Source organism: Arthrobacter sp. PAMC 25486 (assembly GCF_000785535.1).
GTDB lineage: Bacteria > Actinomycetota > Actinomycetes > Actinomycetales > Micrococcaceae > Specibacter.
The window spans coordinates 2,747,418-2,764,307 of record NZ_CP007595.1 but is presented as its reverse complement, the minus strand read 5'-3'; the positions used below and the strand labels follow the sequence as shown (position 1 = coordinate 2,764,307).

The following is a 16,890-nucleotide window of genomic DNA, read 5'->3' as shown; positions in this document are numbered from 1 at the left end:
TCACGATACATAGTTCTAATGGTTGAGTGGCAAAAAAGGTTCCCTTGTTCTCTCAAAGCGTTGCGCCAGGACCTGACTTCTTTGCGTAGCGAGGCGCGCCAACAGCCAGCCGAAATCAGGGCAGTTCCTTCTTGGCGGAACGTCCGCGCCACAGTCCAATGCATATGGCGGCCGCAACGATGACCGCCAATAGGCCGAACTGGCCCCATGGAACAGCCCAGCCGTCCGTCGTGATGGTAGCGGCGGTCCCGGGCACCCCGTCGATTCCTTCGGGGGACATTTCCACAGTGGTGGTCAACCAACCCAGAGGCCAGACTCCCTCCAGTGAGGTTGCCACCGCTGCACTGCCGCCAGGGATTAGTTCGGCGGATGCGATCGTCGTGGTGCGCTTGCCCCAACCAAACGGTCCCGCCATGGTGACAGTGTAGGGTCCCCGTGCGCGGACATTGCCGGAGTTGGTGATTTCAAACGCAACGCTGCCCGGGACCGGGGCGAAGGGATTCCAGGCCAGGCCCGTGGATGCTGCAAGCTGGCTCAATGCCATGCTTACCCGGCCGTCGCCAGCCACCCGGACATTCATCCGGGTGGCGAGCCGGCGGTCCACTTGCACTGTCCCGCCATTGGCGATGTCCACGTAGGAGGAGAGCAGCCCACCCACGTAGTCCCCGGGTTCGGCATCCGCCGGGACGGCCACGGTGAACGGCACATCCGCCTGGGCGCCTGGCGCCAGCTCGATGGTGGGTGTTTCAACCGTGACCCATGCTCCGATGCCGGTTGACGCCTCAGTGGCCGGCAGGAGATCCAGCGCCCCGGTGGTGGAGGTGGTTCCGTCAGCGGCATATACCGCCAGTTTGAACGCCTTGGCTCCTAAATTTGTGACGACAAAAGAGTCGTGCTGTGTGCCACCCGCATCCATTTCGTAGCTGAAGTTGGTGCGAGCGGTGTCGCCGCCTGGCTTGACGCTCCATGAGAGATCATCGCCACTTGTTGCCTGTGCAGGGGCTGGCGCGAGCAATAGGGCCATGACGGAGATGAGGACAGCAGCCAGCAAGGCGAGCCAGGCTCGGGGGCACTCGTGTGCGGTGCGGGTTGGGAATCTCATTATTTCCTCAGGCGGGTGTGTGGCGGTTGGTAACGAGAAAATGGGGTGTTGGGTCCTGCGGAGCAAGGTCCGCAGGAGCCAACACCCCGTTGGGGCTTCTCGTTACTCGCTAATGGCGGTAATTGTCAGCGTTGAGGTGTAGCTGCCGGCCGCGGTGCTGGCCGGTGCTAGGAAAGACAGGGCGGCATCCAGCGTTGCGCCGCCAGCTGCTGTGGTTGAGGCCAGGGTGCGAGACTCCGCCAGGCCCGGATTGCCGGCTGACACGGCACCGCCGGCGGTGATGGCACCAACCGGGTTGGAGGCTGTGGGGGTCCAGCCCAGAGCCGAGCCGCTGAAGGACTTGGCGCCGTCGGAGAAGTTTGAGGCCTTGCCGTTGATGGACCATCCCGTCGAACCATCTCGGGTGTCCTTGACGGTGATGGACGGCAGTGTGCCTGTTGCTCCGAAGGTTCCGCCCGCGTTCTGCGTGGCGGTGCCCAAGGCTGCGGAGGTGCCGGCGACGGTCCAGGAGAATTCGCCGGGCTCAGGAGCGACCGGGGCTTCCGGTACGGTCACCTCGAGGTCGATCTTGTTGTTGTCGCCAGGCGCCTCAGGCTCAGCACCGGTAACAGTCCATCCGACGGTGACGGGGGCAGCGACCTTTCGGGCATCGGCTGAGCCGCCGGAGGAGTACCAGTATGCCTGAGTGCCCGTGGCCCCCTGGAACGAAACGAAATCAGCCGGGAATGCGCCAGACGTAGGGGTGCCGGTCGCCTGTTCCACGCCTGCCGGGGCAATGACGCCCAAGTATTGGGGGCTCACCGTGAAACCATCGGCATCCACCTCGACGCCGGTGAGGTTGGCCAGGGTGATTTCGGTGGCCGGAATCGGGATCCACACGTTTGCGTCAGCCTGGTCTGCGCCGTAGCCGCTGGCCGTTGCCTTCAACGTGGCAGTTCCGTCGGCCTTGACCGTGAGGACCGGGTTGCTGGCGCTCCAGTAGGTCAGTCCGCCGTAGAAAACTGAGGTGAGGGAGCCGGTCCAGGAAATTGTTGCTATTCCCGTGGCGGGGTCAACTGTTCCGGAGCCGTTGGCAAACACGGCCTTGTTGTTGCTGAGCGCCGCGGTGCCCATGGGGGAAACGGGAGTTCCCGCCCCGGTCTGGCACTTGTTGGCCCAGGTGGTGGCGATCGTGGTGGCTGAGGGCCCGTCCTTGACTATGGAGACGTTGCCGTCGGTGGACTTGTAGAAGCCGTCTGCTTCGGTCCATGCGCGACTTGAGCCGGTGTCCCCGGCGGTGCCGGCGGAGAGGAAGTTACAACTGCCGTTGAAGGCTCCCGCGCCGGATTCGGCGTTGAGCCCCCAGCTGAGTTCCACGCCGGATACGTCCTGGCTGGCTGCTTGTGCAGGGACCGCAGCGAAGGCGCTGAAGACAAGGGCGAGGCCGGCAACTGCGGCAGCAACGGTAATGGGCTTGCGTACGGTGGGCGTGGCCCAACGGTGTGCGGACATGATTTCTCCGATTTCTGAGTGGTCAAAGAGTGGCGGCAAAGTAAATCAAAGTTAGCTTAGCCTAACCTAACCAATAATGTGCAAATTACGTTAAGTAAAGTTTTCGTAATTAGTTTGGCGGTGGAGCTGCATTGCGTAATGGCCACTGCAGCCAGCCACGTTTGAAGCCGATCCAGGCGAATGCCGAGAGTGCCAAAAGAGCCGCCAGGGACCACAGCAGGGCATCTCGATGATTCTTTGCCATATCAAGGATTGGCGGAATCAACGACCCGCCCAGCCAGTTCATGGCTTGGGCCACCGGAATTGTGGCCGTGTGCACGACGCCGGACACCGGGTTTGAGTCTGTGACGGTCCCGGGTGCGACAGGCGGCCCAGGAGCCGCCGATGCGCCAGGGATGACTCCTTCTGTGGCACCAGGATGCGCGGGCGGGGCGGGGACGCTTGCTGGTGCCCGCGCCTCCACTGGCAAGTCTGCCGAGTAGCTGATGTACAGGGTTGAGGCGACCTTGGCGGCGTCACGCAGGCCCCCGGAAGAGTACCAATATGATCCCTGCCCGGTGGCTGCCTGGAAGTCCAGGAAGTCTTGGGGGAAAGCCCCCCAATAAGGGTTTTCGATGGTCCTGTCTTGAGCTGGTTCCACCCCTTCGGCGGGAACCTTTCGGTAGGCCGGTTCGGTGATTATGCCCTTCGCGCCCAATGCCACTTTGGGCAGTGTGGCAATGGTGACCTGGCGTGGCGGAATGGCAGTCCACGAAGTGCTGTCGCTGCGGTCGGCGGCATGCCCGCTGACGGTGGCCCGGAGGGTGCCTTTGCCCCCGACGACGGAAAGCATGGGATCCGTGACCGACCAGTAGGTCATTCCCCCATACATGGCCACGGTGAATGAGCCCTGCCAGTTGACCGTGGCACTTTGCTGGCTGGCGTTGATGGTTCCCGTACCAGCCTCCATGACGGCCTGGGCGTCCGTTCCAGTTTCTGTGGCTGTTGTGCCGACGGTCCTGCCGTCAGCACCCAAGCACTTTCCGTCCCACGAATCTGTGACCCATTCGCCTGCCGTGTTGGGCTTTTCAATGCGGGTATTTCCCTGCTCGGCTGCGTAGATTCCATCAGCTTGGGTCCACACACGGGAGGAGCCGGTGTCGCCAGCGGTTCCTGCGGAGAGGAAGTTGCACTCGCCAAAATAGGCTCCAGAGCTGACTTCCTGGTTGAGACCCCAACGCAGTTGGGCGTTGCTCACGGAGATTTCCGTTGCGCCGGGGATGACCACGTCAAGGCTGATGTCCTGGCGTTCTGCAGGCCGCGTGGACGCTTGAGCGGGTGCGGCCAGCGCTGCCGGGGCCAGCAGCAGTGAGGCAAGCAGGGGCAGCGTCAACCAAATGGGTTGCTTCACGCCAAGTCACCCACTTGCTCTGCTGCGGGCAACCGCGGGGAGGCTGCCGGAGCGGAGCTGCGCTCCTGTCTGGCGGAGTTCCGGCGACGGGTCAGTGCCGTGAAGAGAGAGGTGAGCACTACCAAAAGGAGCACACAGGCGGCGGCGATGACGGCTGTCAGCGCCCACCAGATTCCGGCCGGCTCGTCCTGGGTGGGTGATGCAAGCCCCGCCGGATTGGCCATGACGGCGAACTCTGCCGCCACGTTCGTCTTGGAGGCTGCCCCGATCAGTGTCAGCTTGTGAGTTCCGGCGACCATGTCCATGGGAATTTCAACTGCCCCGGCAACCTCTCCGAAGCTTCCTGCGACAATGGGGCCGGCGGCGCTCACGCCGCCTGAAAGTGCGGCGGCCACCTGTTCCCCGGCGGCGAATCCCTGCCCTGTAAAGCTGAGCACATTCCCGGCGACTACTGTTTTTGCTGTGACGCCCAGCGACGGTGCTCCGTTGGTGACAACCTTCGGTGCCGCAGTCGACGGCGCCGCGGGCGCCTCTGGTTCGCCGGCACCTGCGGCGGGTGTGGTGGCAGCCTCATCGACTGGCTTGTTGGTGTTTGTCTCGGTAGAGGTCACCGCCGCGGCACCAAAGCTCAGGGGTGTGAAAGTCTCGTTGTTGGCGTTGACGACTCCGTGGGCGCCGAAGGTGAAGATGCCGCACTGGACCTCACGGCAGTCGACGGTGCTGCCGCCGCTGGCCGTTTCGTGGCTAAATGTGGGCCCCGGTATGACCATGGAGAGGCTGAACGAGCCCTCGGCAGAAAGTGTCCCGCCGTTGGCGGAGTCCGATGTGCTGGAGCCCGGAAAAGCCACGAATCGTTGATAACCGCCGTTGTCCTTTGCCTGCGAGTCGGCAACATAGAAGAAGTCAGTGCCGGACTTTCCACCTTGGCTGGGTGCCCAGAAACCGGTGTCGGGTGCGTAGCCAAAGACCACGTAGACGCCGCCAAAAGCCTTGGGAATGGATTGCAAGCCGGATCCTGCCACCGTGATTGTGGTGGCACCGTCCGCTGCCGCCTGGCCGCTGCCCAGGGGGGAATCGACAGTGATGCTGCCTGCTGCACTTGCCGGGCTGGAGGGCAGACCCGGCAGCAGTGGGATTGAAGCCAGGGTTACGGCGAGCAAAGCTATCCGGAAACCCCGCCTGGCTGGAAGGTGCTGTGGCGCGGTCATACTGGGTCCTCCTGGAGAGCCATAAGGTTTTGACGATGGGGACGCAGCGGCACCACTGCCAAGCCGCCCGATCCCGGCAGCTCCATGACGGTCACCGGGTGCCTGTATACGTCACTGAGAATCTGGGATTGCAAGACGTCCCGCGGGGATCCGCTTGCGTGGACCCGCCCGGCGTCGAGCAGCACAATCCGATCGGCGTAAGCCGCCGCCAGTGACAGGTCATGAAGGACGACGACGACGGCGGCGCCCGCCGCTGCACGATCTCTGGCCCGGGCAAGCACCAGTTCCTGGTAACGGATGTCCATGGCTGCCGTGGGTTCATCGAGCAGGATGACCGGTGTTTCCTGGGCCAGCACCCGGGCAAAGGCCACCCGTGACTTTTCCCCGCCAGAGAGTGTGGGGTAATTGCGGTCCGAGAGTGCAGTGGTTTCTGCGCTTGCCGTGGCTGCGCCGATGACGGCTTCGTCGTGGTCCTCGAACCGGGTGCCAACCCACGGGGCACGGCCCATGCGTACGACGTCGTCTGCGCTGAAGGAAAACGACACCTTGGAATCTTGCAGCTGCACCGACCTCAGCCGCGCAAGATCCTTCACTTGCCATTGCCCAAGTTCCACACCATGGATCTCAATGCTGCCTGAGTCGAGGCGCACGTCCCCGCACAGTGCGGCCAGCAGGGTTGACTTGCCGGCACCATTGGGGCCGACGAGGGCAAGTACTTCGCCGGAAAACAGTACAAGATCTATGCCGTCAAGAATGTCTTTTCCTGACAGCTGCAACCGGGCATTGCGTGCCTGCACGACGGGCTCGGCGTTCATGACCAGCCTCCGTCCTGCTTGCGGGTGCGCCGGATGAGCCAGAAGAAGAACGGTCCGCCAACCAGCGCGGTCAACATGCCGATGGGCAGGTCTGCATTCGGGACCAAAGTTCGAGCGACGGTGTCGGCAACCAGCAGCAGCAATGCTCCGCCTAGGGCGCTAGCCGGTAGCAGCACTTTGTGTCCGGGGCCCAGAGCGAGGCGCAACATGTGGGGGACCACCAAGCCAACAAAACCGATGATGCCTGCGAAAGCCACGGCGGCGCCGGTCAAAATGGCGACGATGACGATTACCTGGACACGCAGCCGCTCGACGTCGACGCCCAAGTGTCGTGCCGGGCGTTCACCCAAGGCCAGCAAATCCAGTTTGCGCGTCAGAAAAAAGGCCAGACCAATACCGATGGCCGTGACAGGTCCTGCGATCAAGACGTTGTCCCAACGGGTGCCGTTGAGCGAGCCGAGCTGCCAGAAAATGATCTCTTCGCGGGAGGAGCTATCGCCCAGAAATGTCATGAGAGCGATCACGGCACCCCCGACCGCGTTGATGGCCACACCCGTCAAGACCAGGGTCACGACCTCCGTGCGTCCCCCGGAGCGTGCCGTGGCGTAGACCACTGCGGTGGCGGCGAGCCCGCCCAGGAATGCTGCGAAGGCCACGGTCCAGGTGCCGAAGAAGTTCAGCCCAAAAACTATCACCACGCAGGCCAACGCGGCAGCGCCGGAGGAGACTCCCACAACCCCCGGTTCTGCCAGCGGGTTGCCAAAAACTCCTTGCATCAGAACGCCTGAACAGGCCAAAGCCGCACCAACGACAACCGCCATCACTACCCGGGGGAAGCGGACAGACCACAATGCCGACCCGGCGTACGGGTGTGTAGGCAGGGTTCCCCAGTCGAGACCGATCCCGTGGAGGAGGCTGGCCAAAATTTCGGAGGGGCTCAACTGCATTTGGCCAATGCCGGCCGAAAACAGGGCCATGACAAGAACGGCCAAACCCAAGGCTGTGATCACCAAACCCGACGTCGTCCGGCGTCGAACCAAGCCTTTGCGGGTTGCGCCCGCCCCGACGGAATCCGGCATGCCTGGGTCGGCTGCGTCTAGCGGCGCCACCGTGGGGGACTGTGTTGTCGGGAGGACGAGAGGGAGGGGGAGTAGCCGCGCAGCGGTCATGGTGCTGCCGTGGTGGGTGCGTAAATTGCCACGGACAGGGCTTCTAGTACCTCAGCAGAATTGGGGCCGAAGCTGAGTACAGCGGAATCGGCCATGTCGACGATGCGGTGTTTTGAGCCGGCCGGCGTGAGGGCCAGGGCGGGCACCGAATCAAGTATTCCGTCCACACCGCCTGCCGATTCCAAGCCGCTGGTCATCATGATGACCAAATCCGGTGAGGCCTCAACCAGGGCCTCATCAGTCATGGGGCGCATGCCCTTCCAGCCGATTTCGGTGGCAATGTCGACACCGCCCAGCGAGGTGATGAGTGAATCTGCGCCGGAACCTTCGCCGAACAGGTAGTACACGCCGGACTGCCCGCGAGCATAGAGAAAGAGCATCCTTAAGCGATCCCCGCCGGACGGCGAAATTTCCTTGATCCGAGAACTGATGGAGGCCACCTCTGTCTCCGTGCGGTCGGCGAGCTTGCTACCTTCTTCAGGGACGCCCAGTGCGGAGGCAATTGTGGTGATCATTCCGCCCGCATTTTCCAAACTGCGATGTGAGTCAACCACAAAAACCGGGATCCCGGCGTCGCGCATTTGCAAGACAACATCCCACGGGCCGAGCGAGGAGTCGGTGATGATCACCGATGGCGCCAGTTGCAGGATTGCTTCGGCGTTGAGCTGGTGGCCGTCGTGGGTCACGAGGGGAAGGTCCTTAATTTCATCAAAATCGGACGAGATGTCCCGGGCAACCACGTTCGCGCCCAAGCCGAGATCGAACACGATGCGCGATGAGGTGCCGTAAAGGTCGATGGGCAGGATGCGCGAGACGTCGGAAATAGTGACGCTTGTGCCCTGGGCGTCGGTGACCTGGACGGGCAACGTTGATTCGGGATTGCGTGCCACTGGATTGAGTGCCGCCTCGGTGAGAATAGCGGTGGAAGGCCCTTCGTGGCTCTTGGGATTGTCAATGACGGATGCTTCGCTCAATGCCACGCCGGGTTTGCTGCCTTGAAGCTGTGATGTGGGAGAACACCCAGTCAGACACAGGACGCCCGCCACCAGCAATCCAATGGAAGATTTGGCCAGGCGGCGGGGCAGTGGGGTGGGCACTCTGAAGTCCTTTGGCAGATCAAAAATTTTGGGTGCAGACGGTGCCGAAGACATGGCCTCAAATGATGAAATTTCGTACTTTGGTAAACCTAACCTAACTGCAAATAATAAGATTACACAAATGTGACCAATTTCAGGCCACAGTTGCCTCTGCGGGCCGGTGCGGAGCTGGGGTCCGGCTGGGGGCGGCGTTGCGGAACCCTGGCCACTGCGCGTCCCGCCATATCATGAAGGCATGAAGAGCCCCATCATTCAGCTGCCCAAAGCCGAGCTGCACCTGCACATCGAAGGCACACTGGAACCGGAACTGATCCTAGAGCTGGCCGCCCGCAACAACATCACGCTGCCATTTCCCACCCTGGAGACGCTGCGCGAACAGTACGAGTTCAGCGATCTGCAATCCTTTCTGAACCTGTATTACGCGAACATGGCGGTACTCATCACCGAAGCTGATTTTGCCGACATGACGCGTGCATATCTTCGCCGAGCCCAGGCATCTGGGGTGCGCCATGCCGAGATCATGTTTGACCCGCAGGCGCATGTGGCCCGCGGTGTTGCATTGACGACGGTGGTCAACGGTATTGCCTCGGCGCTGGCTTCCAGCGTGGCTGACTTTGGCATTTCCGCGGGGCTGATTGCCGCGTTCCTGCGTGACGAGTCGGAGGAATCAGCGCTGGAAATTCTGGAGGCTCTGCTGACCATGGATGCACCCATCATCGGGATCGGCCTGGACTCGGCGGAGGTGGGCAATCCGCCGTCGAAATTCATCCGCCTGTTCAAGCGGGCAGGCGAGGCAGGGTTGCGGCTCACGGCCCACGCCGGAGAAGAGGGTCCGCCCAGTTACGTGGAGGACGCGCTGAACCTGTTGGGTGTGGAGCGCATCGACCACGGGATCAGGGCCGTCGAGGACCGGATTCTGGTCAAGCGGCTCGTGGCGGAGCAGATTCCGCTGACCGTTTGCCCATTGTCCAATGTGCGGCTGCGGGCCGTGGACACCCTCGCCGCCCACCCGCTGCCACAGATGCTCTCGGCCGGGCTGAACGTGTGCGTCAACTCGGACGACCCGGCCTACTTTGGCGGCTACGTGGGTGCCAACTTTGACGCCATGGTGGCCGAGTTCCAGTGGGATGCGGCGACACTGGAGACGCTGGCCGGCAACTCGATCCGCTCCTCCTTCGCCTCTTCGGCCCGAAAGGACGAACTGCTGGGCGAACTCGCGGCCTGGAGCGCCGCCCAGGGCTAGGCGTGGACTGAGCCGTGAGAAATTGCGGGTGTGATGCTTCCGAAACAGAATTACTTCGCGGATTGGTGCCGAGATTGGAGCCAAACCGCTCCATCTTCGGCCGCCGCTCCCGAAGATGGGCCCAACTCGCGAAACTGACGGATTTTCGACGTCACGAGTTGGCTCCTGCGTCACGGAAAATGGTGCAGAGATGCCCCGTTCTCGCCGCGCGTCCGGCGGGAACCTTGCAGTCCCGGAAGCCAACGACCAGATCGTGCTTGATCCGTCGCCGCGGCGCGGTGGTTGTCAGAGGTAGGGCATTACACACAAGTACGACGCCGGGCCCGCACCTTTTCGGTGCGGGCCCGGACGTTTCTTGACGTGGGATCGTGGGCCGAACTCAGACGGCGAGGATGGTTGCCAACGACTCGCCAGCCCTGATGCGGGCCATGATCAATGGTTCGGCGGCGTCTGATTCAAGGGCCTGTTGCAGCACCTGCCCGGCTTTCTCGGGGGAGAGGGTCAGCACACCGTTGTCGTCACCGAGCACCAAGTCTCCGGGATTGACGGTCACGCCGCCGCACTGCACCGGGACGTTGACTGCTGATCCGGTGCTGTAAACACGCTTGGTGGTCAGGCATGACGTGCCGCGGGCAAATACCGGCAGCCCGGTTTCCCTCAGTTCCAGGACATCTGTTGCAACGCCATCCACCACGATGGCCGCAGCACCCTGTGCGACTGCGGCAGCTGCGGTGACGGCACCGACCGGTGCGTGCCGGTGGTCCCCTGACATGTCCACCACCAGCACGTCGCCGGGCTTCATGGCCAGAAGCGCATGGTTCATGGCGATGGCGTCGTTGTCGGCAATCCGGACAGTGACTGCGGGGCCGGCAATCTTGACGCCGACCAGCAGTGACTGGATCGCCGGATCGACAAAGCCGTCTTCCAGAAAGTGGCCAATCGTCGGGTAACTGACAGCGGCCAGATTTGGCAGGAGAGTTGCAGTCACGATGTGGCCCCGTTCATGGACGTTGTGATGGCAGTCTGGGACGCCAGCACGGCCACGCACTCGATTTCCAGGGCAACTCCCCAGAGGCTGACGCAGACGGAGGTCCGGGCTGGCTTCGCTGGACCGAAGTATTCGGCGTACACCCGGTTGTATTCTTTCAACTGGTCCTGGCTTGTGAGATAGGTGTTCACCTTGACTACATGTTCCAAGTCCGACCCGGCCGCTTCCAGGACAGCCCGCAGGTTTTCGATGGTCTGGCGGACCTGCCCCTCGAAGGTGCCAGGCTGGTCGTCCAGGCTGGTGATGGCCGGGATCTGGCCGGAGGTGAAGATGAATCCGTTGGCCACCACTGCGTGCGAGAAAGGTCCGACAGCCGGAGCCTGCCCTGGGATCTCGGAGATCCGATGGATGCCGGTCATGCTGCGGCTGCTTCGACCGGTGAAACGTCGACGGCGTCGATGTTTCCGTGCCGGGTCTCGGTCAAGACGAAGAGGGCGCAGAGCGAGACGAGTGCGGCACCCATGATGTACCAGGCGATCGAGGAACTCTGGTGCGTAATACCGAGCAGCCATGTAGTGATGAACGGTGTGGCTGCACTGCCCAGCAGGCCCGAGAGCATGTAGGCCACGGACAGTCCGGAATAGCGGACCTTGGAACCAAACAGTTCGGCCAGGAAGGTGGCGATGGGACCGTAGTTGGCGGCAAAAGCCGTCATCATGACCAGGTAGGCGACGAAAAGCAGCGCCACGGACTTGGTGTCCATCAGCCAGAACATGGGGAAGGCAAAGAGTGCTTCGGCTGCAACGCCGGCGTAAATTATCGGCTTGCGGCCGTACTTGTCGGATAGGTTTCCAAAGAATGGGATGAGCACGAAGCACAAAGCGCAAGATGCCAGCACGACCCAGAGCATGAGACTCTCCGAATGGCCCAGCTCTTTTTTGCCGTAGGCGACGCCCGATGCAACGAGCAGGGTGAACGTGCTGCCAGTTGAGAGAGTTGCAACGCCGCCGAGGACGACCTGCTTCCAATATTTGGCCATGAGGCTGGCAAACGGCATCTTGGCCTTGGCTCCGGCCGACTTCACTGCTTGGAAGGACGGGGTTTCCTCGATGTGGAGGCGGATGTATATGCCCACGGCGACCAACAATGCTGATGCCAGGAAGGGAATGCGCCAGCCCCAGGCGTGCAGTGAATCGCTGCTCATGGTGGAGGCGGCAATCAAGAACACGACGTTTGCGATCAAGGTGCCGGCGGGGACACCCACCTGGACCAGGGAGCCGTAGAAACCGCGGCGGTGTGCGGGTGCATGTTCCACGGTCATGAGAACGGCGCCACCCCATTCGCCGCCCAAGGCCAGGCCCTGGATGACACGAAGGAGCAACAGGAGCAACGGTGCCATGACGCCGATGGTGTTGTAGTCAGGCAACAGGCCGATGGCAAATGTCGCCGCACCCATAGTGAGAAGGGAGACCAGAAGCATGGATTTGCGTCCCACCCTGTCACCGAAGTGGCCAAAGATGATCGCACCAATCATACGTGCCACATAGGCTGACGCAAAGGTTCCGAAAGCGAGCATGGTGCCCACCAGTGGATCAAAGCTGGGGAAGAAGATCTTGTTGAAGACCAGTGCTGAGGCCGTGGCAAAGACGAAGAGGTCGTACCATTCGACGGTGGTTCCGATAACGCTGGCGAAAGCAATCTTTCGCATCTTTACGAGGTCGAGCCGCGCCGATGCGGCTGTGGGCGTTTCAAGAGATTGGGTCATCGTGTACTCCAGATGAGGGTCGTGCAGGTGAAGAAAGCGGGATGCATTCAACTATGGTGTGTCACACGGCACAGTTCAATGGCTTATTTGCCAGTAAAGAACACCAAAAAATGTGTGTTCACACACGTTCTGTATTTTGTCGGACAGGATGGACTCAGGCCCAGGCCACCACCAGCCGTGCCGCCTGATCGGGTACTGTCAGGCTGATCCCGGTCAGCTCCTCAAAACGATTGAGCCGGTTGAGGATCGTGTTGCGATGGCAGAAGAGCTCCTGCGCCGTGGTGGTGATGCTGCCTGTTGTAAGGAAGTGGCGGACCGTTTCCTCGAGCCGCTCACGCTCTCCGCCCCGGCAGTTGGCAAGGCTTGCATCGAGGTCGGCCCACAGGTCCAGCCCGGCGCCCTGAAGTTGCTGTTTTGCCAGCCTCGCCCAGGCTGCTCCCGCGGTCAGGGGTCCGTGGTCGTCTGGCTGCAGTAGAAGGGCCAGGCGTTCGGCCGTGCGGGCCGCCGGAGGGAGTCCGCGCAGTCCCATGAAGCCAGGCACGAAACCGCAGGGTATTCCGTTGATGGCTGCGGGAATGTAATCCTGCCCGCCGTCGGGTGCGCTTTGGCCGGTGGCGCGGGGCAAGGCCCAAAATACGTATGTACTGCCCCCAAACTCGTGCGTGAAAAGTCGCTGGTGCGGCTGGTTCCAGCCACCCTGGGCGGCCGCTGTTCGAAGTTTGGAAGCGGCATCCCCGCTTGCCGCCACAATGGAAAATCTGGCCTCGGCGTCTGTGGCCAGTGCGGCGCCTGCTTGGCTGACGGTGGCGGCGGACAGTTCGGATTTGCTGAACAGCCGGGAGATGAACTCTCGCCGGATGTTGGATTCTTCCTGTGCCATCCGGACGCGCTCCATCGCGTAGCTGGCATGGGTTTGGGTGGCAAATTCATCAACAACACGCCAAACGCGGTCTACGCGGGTGGTCAGCAATGCTGCGTCCCCGGGATCCGATATTTCCAGCAGATCGGCCCATAGGATGCTGAAGTCAAGCCGCACCGCAGACGTCAACGCCTCGGAGGAGACGCCGGCCCGTGCGCGCTTGGCGCCCAGTTCAGAGGAGAACTGCCGCAGCGTGTCTGAGGCGTCCCCTTTGCCGGGGTGGTGGCAAAGTTCGTCGCGCAGTCCGTCGACAAGCCGACTGAAGGTCTCCCTAGCTGTGTCCTGCATTTCCGTCAGGTTGACCCGGCCTTCCGCATATTCGGGGATCTCGGCAACGCGTGCCATGAATGAACTGACCAGAACGTTGAGGCGCCCCCGCAGGCGTTCGACCAGACTGTCCCAGCGGGCATCTTCGCCCGTGAAATCTAAATTGTGCATTCTCACATTCTAGAGCCATATTTCCGTGACGGACTGCTAGTTATTTTGGGTAAAACTACTGGCAGAATTGAAACAGACCCAAGAGTGAGTCCAGTCACATCCCTACTGGTGTGGCTGGGCTGTGCCGATATCCATCGCCCGGACAGGTTCCTGGGCTCCCGGGCAGGCCCCAAAGAAAAGGTATGACGCATTGAGCACTACAACTGCAGGCCATCTGATCGTCGCCCAACTGGAGCGGGCGGGCATCAAGCGGGTATATGGTGTCCCGGGTGAAAGCTATCTGGACGTCTTGGACGGGCTCCATGACTCCACAATTGAAACAGTGGTGACCCGTCATGAAGGGGGTGCCGGGTTCATGGCCCTTGCCGAGGGACGGCTGACCGAACTCCCCGGGGTCGCCATGGTGACACGCGGCCCGGGTGCCGCCAACGCGTTCATCGCCATTCACACCGCACACCAGGACGCCACGCCGCTGGTCCTGTTTGTGGGCCTGATCCCCGTGGCCGATCGCGGAAGGGAGTCCTTTCAGGAATTCGACATCAACGCCTGGTTCGGCAGCACGGCAAAAAAGGTCGTCACCCTTGACGACGCCGCCTCGGCAGCACGTGTCGTTGACGACGCGATGTTCACCTCGATGAGCGGACGGCCGGGTCCCGTAGTGATCGGGCTTCCGGAGGATGTGCTGGTCCACCAAGTTGCCACGGGCACCGTTGAGCCGCGAAGAATCGCCCAGTCGGGTCCCGCCGGCCCGGACCTTGACCTCCTCGAATCCGCATTGGCGAAGGCTGTCCGTCCGCTCATCGTCGTCGGCGGTGAGGGTTGGACGCAGGACGCGGGGGCAGCGCTGTCTGATTGGGCCGCCCATCACGGGATCCCGGTCCTTGCCGACTTCCGGGCCTATGATGCCGTTCCCCACAGCTCCGATTCCTATGCCGGCTTCCTGGGCTACGGCCGCAGCGACGCCAATGCCCGGCGACTGGACAACGCGGACCTGATTCTCTTCCTCGGCTGTGTTCGGGGGGATGTGCTGTCAGACGGGTACACCCGCGGCCTCGAAGCCCATACCGTTGTGGTCCTTCCCGACGCCGACCTATTGGGGCACTTCGGCCGGATGGATCAGCACGTCACAGTTGGGGCCGCTGCATTCGCACTGGCTCTGGCCACCGTGGAATCCGCTGTGCAGCCGACGGCAGGCTGGTTCACCGATGCCCGCGCCGATCAGATTAAGTTCACTACGGCGCAGCCTGACGGTGGAACGGGTGTGGACCTCGGCGTCGTCATGGGACTTCTGAAACAAGAGATGGACGACGACGCAGTCCTCACCTTTGGTGCCGGAAACCACGCGCTCTGGCCGGCCAGGTACCTGGAACACAACAGTGCAAACTCGCTTGCAGCCCCGCGCAACGGAGCAATGGGCATGGGTATTCCAGCCGCGGTGGCGGCATCCCTTGCCTATCCGGGGCGCCAGGTCATCTCCGTCGCCGGGGATGGCTGCTTCATGATGAACGGCCAGGAAATGGCGACGGCCATGGCCCACGGTGCCAGGTTCATCGCACTGGTGGTGGACAACGGCATCTTCGCTACCATCCGCGAACACCAGGAAAACCACTACCCGGGTCGCCCCTCAGGAACACACATGACCAACCCGGACTTCGCCGCATTGGCCCGCTCCTTCGGCGGGTATGGCGAACGGGTGGAAACAGCCGCCGACTTCACCGCAGCTTTCCGCCGCGCAGCAGCCTCGGGCCTGCCCGCCGTACTGCACCTGCCGCAGGACCCCGCAACCCGTTCCCCCAAGAGCAACTGACTGGAGCCCCACATGATTACGCTCAGCAACATCATTGACGGCCAGGCCATGGACGCCGCCGAAACCTTGCCGTTCTTCGATCCCGCGACCGGCGCACAGATCGGCACGGCGCCCGACAGCGGCGCGGCCACCGTTGATCTTGCCTTCCAGGCTGCGGACAGGGCGTTCGCCAGCTACAGGCGCACGACGCCGGGAGAACGGCAGGCCCTCCTGCTCCGCTTCGCAGACCTCATAGAGCAGAACGTTGACCTGCTGGTCGATGCCGAGGTGGCCTGCACCGGCAAACCTCGCGCGGCCACCCGAGAACTTGAAATCCTGCGTGGGGCTGACCAGCTGCGCTTCTTCGCCGGGGCCTGCCGGGTGGTCTCCGGCACCGCCTCCACTGAATACGTTCAGGGATTCACCTCCACCATCCGACGCGAGCCGCTGGGTGTGGTCGCCCAGATCACGCCATGGAATTATCCCTTCATGATGGCCATCTGGAAAATCGCTCCGGCACTGGCCGCGGGCAACACCCTGGTGCTCAAGCCCGCCGACACCACACCGTGGTCGACAGTGATCCTGGGCGAGCTGGCCCAGGAAGTGTTCCCGCCCGGCGTCGTCAACATTATTTGCGGTGGCCGCGGTGCAGGTGCCGCAATGGTGGACCACGAGATCCCCGAAATGGTGTCCATCACCGGCTCCACCCATGCCGGTGAACAGGTCATGTCAGCAGCCTCCAAGACGCTTAAGGACGTGCATCTGGAACTTGGTGGCAAGGCCCCCGCCATCATCTTCGCCGACGTCGACCTTGCCAGAACGGCCGGAGAAATTGCGCTGGCAGCCTTTTTCAACGCGGGCCAGGATTGCACCGCCGTCACCCGCGTCCTTGTGGCGGAGAGCATCCATGCCGAGTTCGCCGCCGCACTTGCGGCGGCTGCCGATGCCCTTAAAGTGGGCGGAGACGCCGCCGACCTTGGCCCACTCAACAGTGCCGCGCAGTTGGAACGGGTCGAGGGGTTCATCGCGCGCCTGCCGAAAAATGCCCGGTTGCTCGCCGGAGGCAAGCGCACCGGCACGGGCTACCACTTCGCGCCCACGGTGATTGACGGCGTCGTCCAACAGGACGAGGTGGTGTGCGAGGAAATCTTCGGTCCAGTCGTGACTGTGCAGTCGTTCGCTACGGAGAGCGAAGCCGTGGTCCTGGCCAACAGCACCAAATATGCACTTGCCTCCAGTGTCTGGTCCGAAAACCACGGCGTTGTCACGCGTGTCTCGAATGAGCTCGACTTCGGCTCCGTGTGGATCAACTGCCACCAGGTCATCCCCGCGGAGGCCCCTCACGGCGGCTTCAAACATTCGGGTACCGGCAAGGACCTCTCAGTCTTCGGTCTCGAGGACTACACCCGCATCAAGTCCGTCACCACATCACATCGCTGACAGCAGCCGAACCTCATTTCCTGCCAGACTCCCAGAGGG

14 protein-coding genes are annotated in these 16,890 nt (G+C 62.4%); 3 read left to right on the top strand and 11 right to left on the bottom strand.

The window, feature by feature from the left end; genetic code table 11:
• Positions 1-115: 115 nt before the first annotated feature.
• From art_RS12695 to art_RS12665, 7 genes are all read right to left on the bottom strand, one after another.
• The gene (locus art_RS12695) at positions 116-1,102 is read right to left on the bottom strand and encodes a DUF916 domain-containing protein (RefSeq protein WP_038465389.1); all 987 of its coding nucleotides are present in this window, start codon (positions 1,100-1,102) and stop codon (positions 116-118) included.
• 102 nt (positions 1,103-1,204) lie between these two features.
• The gene (locus art_RS21080) at positions 1,205-2,593 is read right to left on the bottom strand and encodes a hypothetical protein (RefSeq protein WP_157875254.1); all 1,389 of its coding nucleotides are present in this window, start codon (positions 2,591-2,593) and stop codon (positions 1,205-1,207) included.
• A gap of 109 nt (positions 2,594-2,702) precedes the next feature.
• Complete coding sequence (locus tag art_RS21075) at positions 2,703-3,983, bottom strand: HtaA domain-containing protein (protein WP_052136411.1); 1,281 nt, start codon at positions 3,981-3,983, stop codon at positions 2,703-2,705.
• Positions 3,980-5,191, bottom strand: a complete 1,212-nt coding sequence (locus tag art_RS12680) for a hypothetical protein (RefSeq protein WP_052136410.1) — start codon at positions 5,189-5,191, stop codon at positions 3,980-3,982. Before art_RS12680 ends, art_RS21075 begins: the two co-directional genes overlap by 4 nt.
• A complete protein-coding gene (locus tag art_RS12675) occupies positions 5,188-6,006 on the bottom strand; it encodes a heme ABC transporter ATP-binding protein (protein WP_052136409.1) in 819 nt (272 codons plus the stop codon). The genes art_RS12680 and art_RS12675 overlap by 4 nt, the downstream gene beginning before the upstream one ends.
• Entirely contained in the window at positions 6,003-6,983 is a 981-nt protein-coding gene (locus tag art_RS12670) for an iron ABC transporter permease (protein ID WP_253901598.1), read from the bottom strand. Before art_RS12670 ends, art_RS12675 begins: the two co-directional genes overlap by 4 nt.
• A 188-nt stretch (positions 6,984-7,171) precedes the next feature.
• Positions 7,172-8,155: a hemin ABC transporter substrate-binding protein gene (locus tag art_RS12665; protein ID WP_253901350.1), complete on the bottom strand. Its 984-nt coding sequence runs from the start codon at positions 8,153-8,155 to the stop codon at positions 7,172-7,174.
• 352 nt (positions 8,156-8,507) lie between these two features.
• Between art_RS12665 and art_RS12660 the strand changes: the two genes are divergently transcribed.
• Positions 8,508-9,515, top strand: coding sequence for an adenosine deaminase (locus art_RS12660; RefSeq protein ID WP_038465385.1), 1,008 nt, complete (start codon positions 8,508-8,510; stop codon positions 9,513-9,515).
• A gap of 379 nt (positions 9,516-9,894) precedes the next feature.
• Here art_RS12660 and art_RS12655 read toward each other — a convergent pair whose 3' ends face one another.
• The 4 genes from art_RS12655 to art_RS12640 all read right to left on the bottom strand — a co-directional run bounded on the left by art_RS12655 (position 9,895) and on the right by art_RS12640 (position 13,625).
• On the bottom strand, positions 9,895-10,503 hold the full coding sequence (locus tag art_RS12655) for an RraA family protein (protein WP_038465383.1): 609 nt from the start codon (positions 10,501-10,503) through the stop codon (positions 9,895-9,897).
• Complete coding sequence (locus art_RS12650; protein WP_052136408.1) at positions 10,500-10,922, bottom strand: RidA family protein; 423 nt, start codon at positions 10,920-10,922, stop codon at positions 10,500-10,502. Before art_RS12650 ends, art_RS12655 begins: the two co-directional genes overlap by 4 nt.
• Positions 10,919-12,268 carry an MFS transporter gene (locus art_RS12645; RefSeq protein WP_038465381.1) on the bottom strand — a complete coding sequence of 450 codons (1,350 nt, stop codon included), beginning with the start codon at positions 12,266-12,268 and terminating at the stop codon, positions 10,919-10,921. The genes art_RS12650 and art_RS12645 overlap by 4 nt, the downstream gene beginning before the upstream one ends.
• 154 nt (positions 12,269-12,422) lie before the next feature.
• Positions 12,423-13,625, bottom strand: coding sequence for a helix-turn-helix domain-containing protein (locus art_RS12640; protein WP_038465379.1), 1,203 nt, complete (start codon positions 13,623-13,625; stop codon positions 12,423-12,425).
• A 190-nt stretch (positions 13,626-13,815) separates the two neighbouring features.
• Here art_RS12640 and art_RS12635 point away from each other — a divergent pair, with 190 nt between their 5' ends.
• Together art_RS12635 and art_RS12630 are read left to right on the top strand one after the other, a co-directional pair.
• Positions 13,816-15,432 carry a thiamine pyrophosphate-dependent enzyme gene (locus art_RS12635; protein WP_038465377.1) on the top strand — a complete coding sequence of 539 codons (1,617 nt, stop codon included), beginning with the start codon at positions 13,816-13,818 and terminating at the stop codon, positions 15,430-15,432.
• 12 nt (positions 15,433-15,444) lie between these two features.
• On the top strand, positions 15,445-16,851 hold the full coding sequence (locus tag art_RS12630; protein ID WP_038465375.1) for a gamma-aminobutyraldehyde dehydrogenase: 1,407 nt from the start codon (positions 15,445-15,447) through the stop codon (positions 16,849-16,851).
• Positions 16,852-16,890 lie beyond the last annotated feature (39 nt).

Excerpts from the sequence above, each read along its gene's own strand:
- art_RS12695 (WP_038465389.1), bottom strand. The coding sequence starts at position 1,102 with ATGAGATTCCCAACCCGCACCGCACACGAGTGCCCCCGAGCCTGGCTC.
- art_RS21080 (WP_157875254.1), bottom strand. The coding sequence starts at position 2,593 with ATGTCCGCACACCGTTGGGCCACGCCCACCGTACGCAAGCCCATTACC.
- art_RS12680 (WP_052136410.1), bottom strand. The coding sequence starts at position 5,191 with ATGACCGCGCCACAGCACCTTCCAGCCAGGCGGGGTTTCCGGATAGCT.
- art_RS12675 (WP_052136409.1), bottom strand. The coding sequence starts at position 6,006 with ATGAACGCCGAGCCCGTCGTGCAGGCACGCAATGCCCGGTTGCAGCTG.
- art_RS12670 (WP_253901598.1), bottom strand. The coding sequence starts at position 6,983 with ATGGCCCTGTTTTCGGCCGGCATTGGCCAAATGCAGTTGAGCCCCTCC.
- art_RS12660 (WP_038465385.1), top strand. The coding sequence starts at position 8,508 with ATGAAGAGCCCCATCATTCAGCTGCCCAAAGCCGAGCTGCACCTGCAC.
- art_RS12650 (WP_052136408.1), bottom strand. The coding sequence starts at position 10,922 with ATGACCGGCATCCATCGGATCTCCGAGATCCCAGGGCAGGCTCCGGCT.
- art_RS12645 (WP_038465381.1), bottom strand. The coding sequence starts at position 12,268 with ATGACCCAATCTCTTGAAACGCCCACAGCCGCATCGGCGCGGCTCGAC.
- art_RS12640 (WP_038465379.1), bottom strand. The coding sequence starts at position 13,625 with ATGCACAATTTAGATTTCACGGGCGAAGATGCCCGCTGGGACAGTCTG.
- art_RS12630 (WP_038465375.1), top strand. The coding sequence starts at position 15,445 with ATGATTACGCTCAGCAACATCATTGACGGCCAGGCCATGGACGCCGCC.